This window comes from Paraburkholderia acidisoli, assembly GCF_009789675.1.
GTDB lineage: Bacteria > Pseudomonadota > Gammaproteobacteria > Burkholderiales > Burkholderiaceae > Paraburkholderia > Paraburkholderia acidisoli.
This window is the reverse complement of the sequence record NZ_CP046915.1, coordinates 1,306,414-1,319,879: the sequence shown is the minus strand read 5'-3', so window position 1 is coordinate 1,319,879 and position 13,466 is coordinate 1,306,414. Positions and strand designations below refer to the sequence as shown.

Here is a 13,466-nt window from a genome sequence, read left to right as displayed (position 1 = left end):
CTTGCCATGAAACGAAGCGGTATTCTCAACCAGCAGCTTTCGGAAGCCGTCGCCTCCATGGGCCACGGCCAGATCATGATGATCGTCGACGCGGGCTTTCCGATTCCGCGCGACGCGTGGCGCGTGGATCTCGCGATCGGTGCGAACCTGCCCACGCTCGAGCAGTTGTATGCCCTGATCGCGCCCGAGTTGATCGTCGAAAAGGTGATGTTCGCGGCCGAGGTGAAAGAGCACAACAAGCCGCTCTATGCGTCGCTCACGAAGTGGTTCGACGAACGCGATTTCGCGCCCGTCACCTACGAAGACACGGTCGGCCCGCTCGCGCAGCAGGCCAAGGTGATCGTGCGCTCCGGTGCGCTCGACCCGTGGGGCAATATCGCGCTGGTCGCGGGCGTGGACTATCACGCGTACTTCACCGATCCGGCCGTTTCGGTGCCCGACAAGTTCCGTTCGCTGATGGAGCGCACGCCGTTTAAGCCGGGAGCCGGTCATGAGTAACGCCGCGCCGGCGGGCAGGAAGGTGCGCCTCGGGCTGATCGGCGCGGGGTCGTGGGCCGTGGCCAATCATTTGCCCGTGCTGCGCGCGCGCGACGACGTCGAACTCGTCGGCGTGGTGCGTCCGGGCGAGGCAGAGCTGCGGCAGGTGCAGGAAGCGTTCGGCTTTCAACATGCATTTGAAGACTACCGCGCGCTGCTCGAACTGGACCTCGACGCGGTGATCGTCGCTTCGCCGCACCGGCTGCACGCGGAACACGCCATCGCGGCGCTGCGCCGCGGCTGTCATGTGATGGTCGAAAAGCCGATGGCGACCTCGACCGAAGAAGCGCGCCGCCTGCTCGACGTGGCGCGCGAGGCGCAGCGTGAAATCCTCGTGCCGTATGGCTGGAATTTCCAGCCGTATTTCCGGCATGCGCACGGGCTCGTGGCGCAGGGGCGCATCGGCGCCATTCGTCATGTCGTCGCCCAGATGGCCACGCCGATCGAAGACCTGATGTCGGGCGGACAGTTGCAGGGCACGGAGCAGGAAATGTTCCGCCCCGAGTCCGCCACGTGGACGACAAAGGGCAGCGGCGGCTATGGTTGGGGGCAGCTCGTGCATCTGCTGGGCGGTCTCTTCTACGTGACGGGACTCGCGCCGCACGAAGTGTTCGCGATGACCGGCCAGTCGTCGATCGACACGGATCTCTTCAACGCGCTCACGGTGCGTTTCACCTCCGGCGCGACGGGCGCGATCTCGGGCGCGGCTTCGCTGCCGCCCGGCTCGCCGTTCCAGGTGGATATCCGCGTGTTCGGTACGGAAGGCTGCCTGCTGCTCGATGTCGAGCGCGAACGCCTGTGGCTGCGCCGCCTCGACGGCGCGGACGAAACGATGGAGATTCCGGCCGGCGCCGGTGCCTACACCTGCTCGGGTCCCGTGGACGCGTTCGTCGATCTGTGCGCCGGCAAAGCGGTCGAAAACTGCGGTTCGGGCACGGTCGGTCTGCACTCGGTGCAGGTGGTGGAAGCGATGCTCGCATCGGCAGGATCGCGGCGAGCCGTCTTGCTAGACTAGCGGGTACCGCATCACCAGCTCTCGACATGAAAACAAGGAAGCCCCAAAAAGAAGCCAAATCCAGCGGCACGATCACGATGCTCGATGTCGCGGAATATGCCGGCGTTTCCGCGCAGACGGTATCGCGCGTGGTGGGCAATTCCTCGCTCGTCGCGGAGAAAACGCGCCGGCGGGTGGAGGAGGCGATCCAGGCGCTGCGCTACATCCCGAACGATGCCGCGCGCAGCCTCGCATCCGCGTCGAGCCGGGTGGTGGCCGTCATCATCCCGACGCTGTCGAGTTCGGCGTTCGCCGCCGAAGTCAAAGGGGTGATCGACGCGCTGGAGCCGCACAAGATTTCGGTGATCATCGGCAATACGGAATACTCGCAGGCGCGCGAGGAAGCCATCTTGCAGAGCTTGCTGGAACGCCGCCCGATTGGCGTGATCCTCACGGGCTTGCAACATAGCCCGAAAGTGCGCTCGCTGTTGCAGCAAAGCGGCGTTGCGGTGATCGAAACCTGGGACACGGACGGCGACCCCATCGACATGGCCGTGGGGTTCTCCAACTTCACCGCGGGCTACGACGTGGGCAAACTCCTGTGCGAGCGAGGCTCGAAGCGAATCGCCTTCGTCGGCGGCGGGAGCGCCCAGGATTCGCGCGCGCAAAGCCGCTATCTCGGCCTGTGCAAGGCGGTGAAAGAGGCGAAGCTGCCGGACGTGCATCGCGTGGAATTGTCGCTGCCGATGAGCGGCAACGACGGCATTCGGGGGCTGGACGAAGTGCTGCGCGACGCGCCGCTCACCGACGCGATCTTCTTCTCCGCCGACACCATGGCGCTCGCCGCGATCCTCGAATGCAACCGGCGCGGCATCCGGATTCCCGAGCAACTGGCGATCTGCGGATTCGGCGACTATGAACTGGCCGCCATGGTGACGCCGTCGCTCACGACGGTGCGCACGCAGCCCGACGAAATGGGCGCGACCGCCGCGCAGATGCTGCTCGCGCGCATCAGCGAGTCCGGCAACGCGAAACACAAGGTGGTGCTCGCGCATCAACTCGTGCGGCGCGGCAGCGCCTGAGCGCCAGCCGTCCCGTTTGTCTTCGGAGCGGCCGGTTACGGTCGTTCCCGTGTTCGTATTCTCCGCGCCGCCGGGCCGGTATTCCGGGGCGTTGTCGCATCGAATCAACCCGCTGTTGCCATGTCGTGCCGACGGTATAAACCCCAGGCGTTCACGCTTTGACCGTGCAACTTTGTTTGCGCTAACATGTTATCGCAAACAATTACTCAGGATCCTGCCTTCCATGTCACAACCAGCTTCGAAATCGATCCTCTCGGGTTATCGGGTGGTGGATTGCACCATCGCCATGGCGGGCCCGTTCGCCACCCAGCGTCTCGGCGACCTTGGCGCCGACGTCATCAAGGTCGAGCCGCTCGACGGCGAGTGGCAGCGCCACACGCCGGCAGGCGGCGCACAAGGCAACCGGATCAATGCGTCGTTTCTCTCGCTCAACCGCAACAAGCGTTCGTTGGCGGTCGATCTGAAGAACGAAGCGGGGCGCGCGGTGCTCGCCGATCTCGTGAAGTCCGCCGACGTGTTCGTGCAGAACTACCGTCCGGGCGTCGCCAAACGGCTGGGTGTCGACTACGAGTCGCTCGCGAAGCTCAACCCGTCGCTGGTCTATGTGTCGATGTCGGGCTACGGAGAAGACGGCCCCTATGCGCACCGGCCGGGTCAGGACCTGCTGTTGCAGGGCATGTCGGGCGCCATGCTCTCGACGGGCCGCGCCGGCGACGCGCCTTCGCCGGCCGGCCAGTATCTGGTGGACGCGGTCGCGGCCGCCACGGCGTTCGAAGCGGTGATCGCCGCGCTGCTGCATCGCGAACGCACGGGCGAAGGCCAACTCGTGACGGTCAACATGCTCGATGCGATCACCACGTTGCAGATGCAGGAACTGGCGGTGTACATGCAAGGCGGCCTGCCGCAAAAGCGCTCCGCCGAGCCGCATGCGCATGTGTATATCCGTGCGCCGTACGGTGCGTTCGCCACCCGTGACGGGTTCGTGATCGTCGCGATGCCGTCCCTGAAGACCTTCGGCGAAACGATCGGCGAGCCCACTTTCGTCGAGATGAACGATACGACCGATCCGTGGACGCATCGAGACGCGATCTACGCCCGCACGCGCGAACGTCTCGCCACGAAAACGACGGCCGAATGGCTCGCGCTGTTCGACGCGAACGGGATCTGGGCGGGCCCCGTGTACGGCTACGAACAACTGCTCAAGGACCCGCAGATCGTGCATAACGGCACGTTCGTCGAGTACGAGCACGCGACCGAAGGGCGGGTGAAGGCGCCCGGTTTCCCGTACCGCTTTTCGAAGACGCCGGGCGCCGTGCGGCTCGGGGCGCCGCTCGTCGGCGAGCATTCGCGTGCCGTGCTGAAGGAACTCGGCTATGACGCCGACAGCATCGAAGCGCTGCTGCGCGATCGTGTCATCAACGAGACGGCGGCCTGAATGACAACCGACGTCATCCAGGGACTCACGTGGGATCACCCGCGCGGCTTCGTCGCACTGGACGCGGCTTCGCGTCTCGACGATGCGGCCGCGTTGAATCTGCACTGGAGCAAACAGCCGCTGGAGGGCTTCGAATCGCATCCGATCGCCGATCTGTGCGATCGCTTCGATCTCGTGGTGCTCGACCATCCGCACATTGGCGAGGCGGTGGAGGCGGGCTGCGTGTGGGCGCTGGATGAGCTGTTCGCGCCCGAGGAATTGCGTGCGTGGGCCGCGCAGTCGGTCGGGCCGAGCTACGAATCGTACGCGTGGCAGGGCCGCCAATGGGGGCTGCCGCTCGATGCGGCGACGCAGGTGGCCGTGGCGCGCGCCGACCTGATCGACGCGCGCTTGCCCGCTACGTGGGCCGACGTGACGGCGCTCTCCCGGCAAGGCGGCGTGGTGCTTTCGGTGGCGGGGCCGCACGCCATGCTCAGCTTTTGCTCGATGATGGCCGCGTGGGGCGCGCCGCCCGCGACGGACCCGAAGGCGAAGCCGTTCGTCGACGAAGACACGGCGCTCGAGGTGCTCGACACCATGGCCACGATCTTCGGCGGGATGAGCGAGGCCGCCCACGATCTCAATCCGATCCGGATGCTCGAATGGCTGGCGCGCAGCGACGAAGCGCGCTATTGCCCGCTTATCTACGGTTATGTGAACTACGCGACATCGGCGAGCGGGCGAAAGGCCGTACAGTTTCTCGACACGCCCGTGCGCACGGCGGGCGGCCGTCACGGGTCGACGCTGGGCGGTACGGGTATTGCGCTGAGCCGCCGGGCCAAACCGGCGCCCGCGCTGCTGGATCATCTGCGTTATCTGATGTCGGCGCGCGCGCAAACCGGCTTCATCCCGTCGCACGAAGGGCAGCCGAGCCATCGCGAGGCGTGGCGCGATGCGAGCGTCAACGCCGCCGCGGGCAACTTCTACCGCAACACGCTGGCGACGATCGAGGACGCGTATGTGCGCCCCCGCTGCGCCGGTTATATCGAGTTTCAGACCCGCGCCTCGGCCGCCATCCGTTCGGCGCTGGCGAGCCGAACGCCGCATCGGCAACTGGTATCGGGCTTGAACCTCGGGTTCGAACGACTGAACGAGCGGTGAACTGAGCGGTGAGCGAGCGGTGAACTGAGCGGTAAGCCGGCCACACACCGGTTCGACAAAAAACGCGCGATTTCAGATCGCCGCAACAAGCCGGCCAGCCGGTCAGGAGGAGACGATGACTCAACGCAACAGCGCGCTTTCGGGAAGCGCGCCACTCGACGCGGAGCATTTCGCCGCGGCGGCTTCATCCGCGGCGCCCGCCGACGCGCGCAGCCTGCGCAACGCGACGGTCTCGGCCGTGATCGGCACGGCGCTCGAATGGTACGACTTCTACATCTACGCGACCGCCGCCGCGCTGATCTTCAATCGTCTGTTTTTCCCGGCGCTGTCCTCCGGCGCCGGCACGCTCGCCGCGTTCGGCACTTACGCGGTCGGTTTTCTCGCGCGGCCGGTGGGCGGCGTGCTGTTCGGCCGCGCCGGGGATCTGTACGGGCGCAAGAAAGTGCTCGTCATCACGCTCATCTTGATGGGCTGCGCGACGATGGCGGTCGGCTTTCTGCCCACCTACGCCTCCATCGGCATGGCCGCGCCCGCGCTGCTGATCGTGCTGCGCATTCTGCAAGGTCTCGCGGCGGGCGCCGAGTACGGCGGCGCGGTGACGCTCGCGGCGGAGAGCGCGCCCGCAGGCCGCCGCGGCTTCTACGCGAGCCTGCCAACACTGGGCGTGTGTCTCGGCACGCTCTTGTCGGCGGGGACCTTCTTCATCATCACGAGCGCGATGAAGGAAGCGGACTTCATCGGCTATGGCTGGCGCATTCCGTTCGTGCTGAGCATTTTCGCCGTGCTGGCCGGGATCTGGATTCGCCGTCAGGTCAACGAATCGCCCGTTTTCGAAGCATTGCGCAAGCAGCGCAGCGTGACGAAGGCGCCGCTTCGCGACATGTTCCACGAGGCCGGCGGGCGCTTCTGGATCGCCTTCGCGGCGCGCTTCGCGGAAAACATGTCGGGCTATTTTTTCCAGATCTGGTCGCTCGCCTACGTCACGCGGCAACTGGCCGTGTCGCGCGAGATCGGCCTCGCGGGCGTGCTGATCGGGTCGAGTCTCGGTATCGTCACGATTCCGCTGTTCGGCTGGCTCTCGGATCGGGTCGGACGCAGGCCCGTGTATCTGTTCGGCTCGCTGCTGTTCGGTCTCGGCACATTCCCGTATTTCTGGGCGCTCAACTCCCGCAGCGACGGCCTCATCATCGCCTCCATCGCAATCGCGATCGGCTTCTCGAACTACGCGATGCTCTCCGTGCAGGGCTCGTACTTCAACGAACTGTTCGGGGCGCGCACGCGCTTCACCGCGATCTCGACCGTGCGCGAAGTCTCGGCCGTGTTTGCCGGCGGCATCGCGCCGTTCATCTGTACCGCGCTGTTCGAATCGGGCGGCAGCTACGTGCCCGTGGCGCTGTACGCCATTCTGATGGCCGCCATCACCTCGGTCGGCCTGTTCGTCAGCCCTGAAACGCGGGGCCGGAATCTTTCGGAATAAGCGGGCTAATCCCGCAATTTCCCGCCATTTGTGGACACACCATGCACTCGACGACGCTGAACAAGTTTGGAGATCTCAAAGAGGGCGACACGTTTCGGACGCCGGGCATCACCGTCTCCGAGAGTCAGATCCTCGCTTTCGCCGGTTTGACGGGCGATTTCATGCCGCATCACACCGACGAACAATTCGCGAAGGACCTTGGCTTTCGCGGCCGCCTCGCGCACGGGCTGCTCGTGCTCGGCCTCGTGGACGGACTGAAGAACCGCTCGATGGTGCAGTTCGACGTCGTGGCCGCGCTGAACTGGGACGCGTGGCGCTTCGTGGGGCCCGTGTTCGCGGGCGACCGCATCGACGCGGAGATCACGATTGCCGAGCGGCGGCTCACGCGCTCGGGCACGCGCGGCATCGTCACGCTGGACATCAAGGTGCGCAACCAGCACGGCGAGATCGTGCAGGAAGGCCGCAACCAGCTGATGCTCGCGGCCTGACGCGTTACGTCACGCCAACGCCATTCCCGGCCGTTCCGTTGAGCCGGTAGCGGCCCACATCAACCTGTAGAGGCAGTGATGGAATCAGACGACTTCGCCTTTGTCGACGCCCACCACCATTTGTGGGATCTCGAGGCGCTGCACTATGCGTGGCTCACCGACCGGCCGTTCGAAGGGCATCCGTCCGGCGACTATTCGGCGATCAAACGCAATCACGTGGTGGCCGATCTCAAGGCGGCCGGCGCGCCGGTCAACCTGATCAAGTCCGTGCATATCGAAACCGCGGACGGCGAGACGGACCCCGTGCGCGAAACGGCGTGGCTTCAGAGCGTGGCCGACCGCGACGGCTTGCCCAGCGGGATCATCGCGCGCGGCGAACTGATGGACGCCGGAAGCGACGCGCAACTCGACCGCCACCTCGAATACGCGAACTTTCGCGGCGTGCGGATGCTGACGTTCCACGGCCCCGACATTCTGGGCGACGCGGCCTTTCTGCGCGGTTTCGACGGCCTGCGCAAACGCGATCTCGTGTTCGACATGGACGCGGACATCGCGCACACCGACAAGGTCGTCGCGCTGGCGAAGCGCTTTCCCGACGTGCGCATCGTCCTCGGTCATTGCGGCTTTCCGAAGCGGCGCACCGTCGACTATTTCCACGCGTGGCGCAAGGGCATGAAGGCGATCGCGCAGGCGCCCAATATCGCCTGCAAGCTCTCGGGCCTGCTGATGGTCGATCACCAGTGGTCGATCGAATCGATCGCGCCGTGGATCGAGGAATGCATCGAGATATTCGGCGTCGAGCGCTGCATGTTCGGCACCAACTGGCCGCTCGACGGCCTCTATGCCGACTACGCGACGCTCGTGAATGCCTATCGCCAGATCGTCGCGGACTATTCGGCCGACGAACGCAAGGCACTCTTTCAACGCTCGGCGGAAAGCTGGTACCGGATCTGAGCGGGGTCGCCCGCCGTGCCCGCGGCAGGGCCCGGCACGGCGAGTCGTTTTCGTGAAGGCTGACGATTGATGGACATCCTGGTTGCAAGGAACGTCGAGAAGCGTTTTGGTCATGTGCGCGCGCTGGCCAACGCGCGGCTTTCGCTGCGCGGCAACGAGATTCACGCGCTCGTGGGCGTGAACGGCGCCGGCAAATCGACGCTTTCGAAAATCATCAGCGGGCACTACCAGAAAAGCGGCGGCGAGCTGCTGTACGAAGGCCGCGCGACCGACTTCGCCTCGCCGCGCCAGGCGATGGACAGCGGCGTGTCGATCGTGCTGCAGGAAACGAGCATTGCGCCCGACCTGAGCGTGTTCGAAAACCTGGTGCTGCCGCGCTTCGCTTCGCGCGGCCGGGTCGACTGGCGAAGCCTGCGCGCCGACGCCGCGCACGCACTCGCGGAACTCGAGGTCTCGCATCTCGACCTGAACGCGCGCGCCGGGGCGCTTTCGATGGCCAACCGGCAACTGGTCGAGATTGCGCGGGCAACGCTCCAGCGGTCCCGCGTGATGATCTTCGACGAGCCAACGGCTTCGCTGTCTCCCGGCGAGGTGCAGCATCTTTTCCGCATCATGCGCAAGCTGCGCGACGCGGGCAACGCGCTGGTGTTCGTCTCGCATCGGCTTGAAGAGCTGTTCGAAATTTCGGATTGCTTCACGATCATGCGCGAAGGCGCGACCGTCGAAAGCGATCTGCCGGTCGATCGCACCGATCCGAACGATCTGGTCGAGCGCATGGTCGGGCGCCGGGTGCTGTCGCTCTACGCGAAGCCGGCTTCCACCACGAAAGCCGCGGCCGGCACGCTGCTGGAGGCACGGCACCTCGCCACGGAAACGGGCGTGGAGGACGTGTCCTTCGTGCTGGAGCGCGGCAAGGTGCTGGGACTCGGCGGACTCGTCGGAGCGGGGCGCACCGAAACGCTCGAAGCGCTCTTCGGGCTGCGCAAGCTCAAGCGCGGCACGATCGAGCTGGCCGGCGCGCGCTTCGCGCCGCGGCATCCGCGCGACGCGATTGCGCGCGGCATGGCGCTGCTCACCGAAGACCGCCGCAGCCAGGGCCTCGTTCCCGATCTCTCGGTGCGGGAAAACCTCACGCTGCCGCTACTGGGCCAACGTGGCAACGGCACGCGCAAGGCCGCCGCCGCGCAGGCCATGACCACGTTTCTGCGCGACTTCGACATGCCCGCGCACGTGGTCGACGCGCCGGTGACGGGCTTGAGCGGCGGTCAGCAACAGAAACTGCTGCTGGCCCGCTGGCTGCTGACGAACCCCGAGATCCTGCTGCTCGACGAACCCACGCGCGGCATCGACATCGGCACGCGTAGCAACATCTATACGGTGATCCGGCAATGCGCGGAGCGTGGCGTCGGCGTGGTGGTGGTGTCGTCCGACTTCGAGGAACTGCTCGGCATTTCCGACGACATCGTGGTGCTGAGCGACCGCAGGTCGATCGCACGCGCCGCGAGCGAGGTGTTCGATCCGCAGACGCTCACCCTGTTCGCCGCGCCGCGCCTGTCTTCGACCGCGCTGCGCTCGGTGATCGCCACGCTGCCGGATGCGCTCGGCTGCACGACGTACTGGATCAACGTGGTGGCCGGGCGCGTGTTCTGTTTCGACCTCGTCGAACGCGACGGGCTGGACGTGGGCATTGCGCGCGACAGGTTTCCGCTGATTGGCGACACCGCCATTCCCAACGCGCTCGGCGATCTGCGCAGCGCGACGTTCCGGCAGGACGGCGAGCGCCGCTCGGTGCTTTTCGAGCTCACCAACGAGACCGGCCATTCGTTCGGCTGGCTGGGGCTGACATTCGCCACGAACTGGGCCGGCACGGAGGCGGCGCTCGAGTCGCGCATCGTCGACACGATGCAAACGGCCGGCATACAGCATCTGAAATTAGGCGGGAGAGACTTGCATGCGTGAAGGAAAAGTCGAAGGCGCGTCGTTCGACGGCACGAGCGAAACGGGCCGCGCGCCGCGACGCCCGCTGCGCGTCCCGGCCGACGCGCGGATCATTGTCGTGGCGCTCGTGATTTTCGTGCTGATGTCGTTCGCCAGCCCGCGCTTTCTCACCTCGGGCAACCTCTACAACCTGCTGGACCAGTCGGTGGTGGTCGGCATCGTGGCGATCGGGCAGACCTTCGTCGTGCTGGTGGCGGGCATCGATCTGTCCGTCGGCGCGGTGACGGGCGTGGCGGGCATCGTGTTCGGCACGCTGGTGGCGAAGGCCGGTTTGCCGATGTCCGTTGGCGTGCCGGTCACGATCCTCGCGGCCACGGCGCTCGGCCTGCTGAATGGCTGCCTCGTCAACTTTGGCCGCATCGCGCCGTTCATCGTCACGCTGGGCACGATGTCGATCTGCCGCTCGGCCGCGTATCTGATCAGCGACGGCAATTCGATTTCGAATCTGCCCGACAGCCTGTCCGCGTTGAGCGTCGCCGAAATTCTGGGCGCGCCCGTCAACTTCCTGTTTCTGCTCGCGCTGTTCGCGCTCGCCTGGTGGTATCTGCAACGCACGAAGGGCGGCCGGACGATCTACGCCACGGGCTCCAACCGCGACGCGGCCATCGCGGCGGGGCTGCGAACCACGTTTTATTCGAACGTGGCCTATGCGGTCTCCGGCGCGTCGGCGGGACTGGCGGCCGTGCTGCTCAGTTCGCGGCTGATGTCGATCGATCCGCTCGCGGGCAACGGTCTCGAACTCGACGCGATCGCCGCCGTGGTGATCGGCGGCGCGAGTCTGTTCGGCGGCCGCGGTTCGATGCCGGGCACGCTGTTCGGCGTGTTCATCATGGTGCTGATCCGCAACGGGCTGAATCTGCTGGGCGTGGGGCCGTACTGGCAAGGCACGGCCATCGGCACCATCATCCTCGTCGCCGTGCTGATCGAGCGCATGACGAGCGGCACCCGGCGCTAGCCATAACAAACCCATCGAAACTCATGGAGGAGAACGTGAATATCAAGCTCAATCCGGTCGCCAACCTGCTGCGAGGGCTGACGTTCGCCGCGCTCGCCGCGTGCGTGCCCGCTCATGCGGCGAGCGCCCAGGCAACGCCGGGCCAGCACTACGCGTATATCGCGCCGGCGCTCGACTTGCCGTTCTGGCGCGTGGTGGGCGACGGCGTGGCGGCGAGCGTCAAGGCGCACGGCGGCACGATCGATTACATGGACTCGCACAACGACGCCTCCACGCAGCTGAAGAACGCCCAGGATGCGATCGCGCAGGGCGTGGCCGGCATCGTGCTGTCGCCCACCGATTCGACCACGGCGCCGAGCGTGCTGGCCATCGCGAAGCAGCACCACATTCCCGTGAGCATCGCCGGGATCGGCACGACCTCGGGCGAGTACAACACCTACGTGGGTTCCGAGGACGAAAAGGGCGCCTACGCCGTGGGCAAGGCACTGGCTCAGGTGATGACGCAGAAGGGCTGGCAGAAGGGCGGCTACGGCATCGTCACGATCTCGCTGGGCCGCGAGAACGGCAAGCTGAGAACGGCGGGCTTCCGCCGGGCGATGACCGAAGCGGGCATTCACGAAGTCGCGCTGAACCAGATGCAGAAGTACACGCCCGACGAAACCTTCAGTTTCGTGCAGGACATGATGACGGCGCACCCCGACATGCACGCGATCTTCGTCGAAACCGATACGCCAACGCTCGGCGCGGCGCGCGCGATCCGCATCGCGCATCGCGACAAGGACATGGCGCTCGTGGCGTTCGACGGCATTCCCGAGTTCATCGACATGCTGAAGAAAGGCCAGCTCGTGGCCTCCGGTATGCAGCAGCCGTTCCTGATGGGACAGCAGGCGGCGGACGGTCTGTACGACGCGAGCGCGAGCCAGAAGAACGTGTCGATTCCGGTGCTGCTCGTCACGCCGGCGAACGTGGACAGCCTGATGCCGGTTATCAATCGCACGGTGATGCCGAAGAAGGGCAACTGACGCGGCGCCCGAATCGCGGCCGGGCGCGTCGATCCGTGCGCGGCCGCGCATGAACACCTGTATCACCCAACGGAGACTGATTGAATGGATCTGGATACCGCGCGCGGGCTGCTTCCCGTCGATCTGGACAACGCCTTGCTGGTCGGCAGGGTATGGCGCAAAACGGCGGCGTTCGAAGGCCCGTGCGTCGTCGTGGTGCGGCACGGCCAGGTGCTCGACATCACCGCGAGCGCGCCCACGACCGCCGATCTTTTCGACCAGCCGGATCCCGCGCGGTTTGCGCGCGAATGTCCGGGCGAACCGGTCGGCGATGTCGTCGAACTCATGGCGCAGCAATTTTCGTCGGCGGCGCCTGCCGTGAAGCTGCTGGCGCCGTGCGACGTGCAGGCGATCAAGGCGTGCGGCGTGACGTTCGCCGTGAGCCTGATCGAACGCGTGATCGAGGAGCAGGCGGGCGGCGACGCGAGCCGGGCGGAATCCGTGCGCGCGACGATCCAGCAGTCGATCGGCGCCGATCTTTCGCGCATCGTGCCGGGTTCCGACGCGGCGATGCGGCTCAAGGCGGAACTGCAGGAGCGCGGCCTCTGGTCGCAATACCTCGAGGTCGGCATTGGGCCGGACGCCGAAGTGTTCACGAAGTCGCAACCGATGTCGTCGGTCGGTTGCGGCGACGAGGTGGGTCTGCTGCCGGCCTCGAACTGGAACAACCCCGAGCCCGAAGTCGTGCTGGCCGTCAATGCGCGCGGTGAAACCGTGGGCGCGACGCTCGGTAACGACGTCAATCTGCGCGATATCGAAGGACGCTCCGCGCTGTTGCTCGGCAAGTGCAAGGACAACAACGCGTCGTGTGCCATCGGGCCGTTCGTGCGTCTGTTCGACGCGCATTACACCATCGACGCCGTGCGTTCGGCGTCCGTGAGTCTGCGTATCGACGGAGAAGACGGCTTCGAGCTGGACGGCGTGAGTCACATGCGCGCGATCAGCCGCGATCCGCTCGATCTGGTCGCGCAGACTTATGGCGAGCACCACCAGTATCCGGACGGTTTCCTGCTGTTTCTCGGCACCATGTTTTCGCCGGTCAAGGATCGCGACCGTCCCGGCGAGGGATTCACGCATCATCCGGGCGACCGCGTGGCGATCGCCACGGAATCGCTCGGCGCGCTCGTCAATCGCGTGGGCTCGTGCACGACGGCGCCGCCCTGGACATTCGGGACGCGCGCGCTATTCCGCAACCTGGCCGCGCGCGGTCTGGTCATGGAATAAGCGAGTTCGTTGACCATGGCGTGACCAGGGGGCGCGCCATGGCGGGAACGCAGCGTTGGGACGCCGGGTTTTAAATGTCGATAATTATGATTATGTTAAATTATAGATACAGGGGATGTTG

Annotated in this window: 12 protein-coding genes; all 12 read left to right on the top strand. The window is 65.9% G+C overall.

Annotated elements, in window-relative coordinates:
• Positions 1–6 precede the first annotated feature (6 nt).
• Positions 7–498 (top strand): D-ribose pyranase, encoded by a 492-nt coding sequence (rbsD, locus tag FAZ98_RS28045; RefSeq protein WP_158956196.1) that lies wholly within the window; start codon positions 7–9, stop codon positions 496–498.
• Entirely contained in the window at positions 491–1,552 is a 1,062-nt protein-coding gene (locus tag FAZ98_RS28040) for a Gfo/Idh/MocA family protein (RefSeq protein WP_158956194.1), read from the top strand. The genes rbsD and FAZ98_RS28040 overlap by 8 nt, the downstream gene beginning before the upstream one ends.
• Positions 1,435–2,613, top strand: a complete 1,179-nt coding sequence (locus FAZ98_RS28035; RefSeq protein WP_158956192.1) for a LacI family DNA-binding transcriptional regulator — start codon at positions 1,435–1,437, stop codon at positions 2,611–2,613. The genes FAZ98_RS28040 and FAZ98_RS28035 overlap by 118 nt, the downstream gene beginning before the upstream one ends.
• Before the next feature lie 223 nt (positions 2,614–2,836).
• The gene (locus tag FAZ98_RS28030) at positions 2,837–4,048 is read left to right on the top strand and encodes a CaiB/BaiF CoA transferase family protein (RefSeq protein ID WP_158956190.1); all 1,212 of its coding nucleotides are present in this window, start codon (positions 2,837–2,839) and stop codon (positions 4,046–4,048) included.
• Positions 4,049–5,188, top strand: a complete 1,140-nt coding sequence (locus FAZ98_RS28025; RefSeq protein WP_158956188.1) for a type 2 periplasmic-binding domain-containing protein — start codon at positions 4,049–4,051, stop codon at positions 5,186–5,188.
• A 115-nt stretch (positions 5,189–5,303) separates the two neighbouring features.
• On the top strand, positions 5,304–6,665 hold the full coding sequence (locus tag FAZ98_RS28020; RefSeq protein ID WP_158956186.1) for an MFS transporter: 1,362 nt from the start codon (positions 5,304–5,306) through the stop codon (positions 6,663–6,665).
• 41 nt (positions 6,666–6,706) lie between these two features.
• Positions 6,707–7,153, top strand: a complete 447-nt coding sequence (locus FAZ98_RS28015; protein WP_158956184.1) for a MaoC family dehydratase — start codon at positions 6,707–6,709, stop codon at positions 7,151–7,153.
• A gap of 78 nt (positions 7,154–7,231) precedes the next feature.
• The gene (locus FAZ98_RS28010) at positions 7,232–8,107 is read left to right on the top strand and encodes an amidohydrolase family protein (RefSeq protein WP_158956182.1); all 876 of its coding nucleotides are present in this window, start codon (positions 7,232–7,234) and stop codon (positions 8,105–8,107) included.
• 69 nt (positions 8,108–8,176) lie between these two features.
• Positions 8,177–10,066, top strand: a complete 1,890-nt coding sequence (locus FAZ98_RS28005) for a sugar ABC transporter ATP-binding protein (RefSeq protein WP_158956180.1) — start codon at positions 8,177–8,179, stop codon at positions 10,064–10,066.
• A complete protein-coding gene (locus FAZ98_RS28000; protein WP_158956178.1) occupies positions 10,059–11,060 on the top strand; it encodes an ABC transporter permease in 1,002 nt (333 codons plus the stop codon). The genes FAZ98_RS28005 and FAZ98_RS28000 overlap by 8 nt, the downstream gene beginning before the upstream one ends.
• Positions 11,061–11,095: 35 nt before the next feature.
• Complete coding sequence (locus FAZ98_RS27995; protein ID WP_158956176.1) at positions 11,096–12,082, top strand: substrate-binding domain-containing protein; 987 nt, start codon at positions 11,096–11,098, stop codon at positions 12,080–12,082.
• Between the two features lie 84 nt (positions 12,083–12,166).
• Positions 12,167–13,345, top strand: coding sequence for a fumarylacetoacetate hydrolase family protein (locus FAZ98_RS27990; RefSeq protein WP_158956174.1), 1,179 nt, complete (start codon positions 12,167–12,169; stop codon positions 13,343–13,345).
• Positions 13,346–13,466: the final 121 nt, after the last annotated feature.

Excerpts from the sequence above, each read along its gene's own strand:
- rbsD (WP_158956196.1), top strand. The coding sequence starts at position 7 with ATGAAACGAAGCGGTATTCTCAACCAGCAGCTTTCGGAAGCCGTCGCC.
- FAZ98_RS28025 (WP_158956188.1), top strand. The coding sequence starts at position 4,049 with ATGACAACCGACGTCATCCAGGGACTCACGTGGGATCACCCGCGCGGC.
- FAZ98_RS28000 (WP_158956178.1), top strand. The coding sequence starts at position 10,059 with ATGCGTGAAGGAAAAGTCGAAGGCGCGTCGTTCGACGGCACGAGCGAA.
- FAZ98_RS27990 (WP_158956174.1), top strand. The coding sequence starts at position 12,167 with ATGGATCTGGATACCGCGCGCGGGCTGCTTCCCGTCGATCTGGACAAC.
- FAZ98_RS28040 (WP_158956194.1), top strand. The coding sequence starts at position 491 with ATGAGTAACGCCGCGCCGGCGGGCAGGAAGGTGCGCCTCGGGCTGATC.
- FAZ98_RS28010 (WP_158956182.1), top strand. The coding sequence starts at position 7,232 with ATGGAATCAGACGACTTCGCCTTTGTCGACGCCCACCACCATTTGTGG.
- FAZ98_RS28005 (WP_158956180.1), top strand. The coding sequence starts at position 8,177 with ATGGACATCCTGGTTGCAAGGAACGTCGAGAAGCGTTTTGGTCATGTG.
- FAZ98_RS28015 (WP_158956184.1), top strand. The coding sequence starts at position 6,707 with ATGCACTCGACGACGCTGAACAAGTTTGGAGATCTCAAAGAGGGCGAC.
- FAZ98_RS28030 (WP_158956190.1), top strand. The coding sequence starts at position 2,837 with ATGTCACAACCAGCTTCGAAATCGATCCTCTCGGGTTATCGGGTGGTG.
- FAZ98_RS28020 (WP_158956186.1), top strand. The coding sequence starts at position 5,304 with ATGACTCAACGCAACAGCGCGCTTTCGGGAAGCGCGCCACTCGACGCG.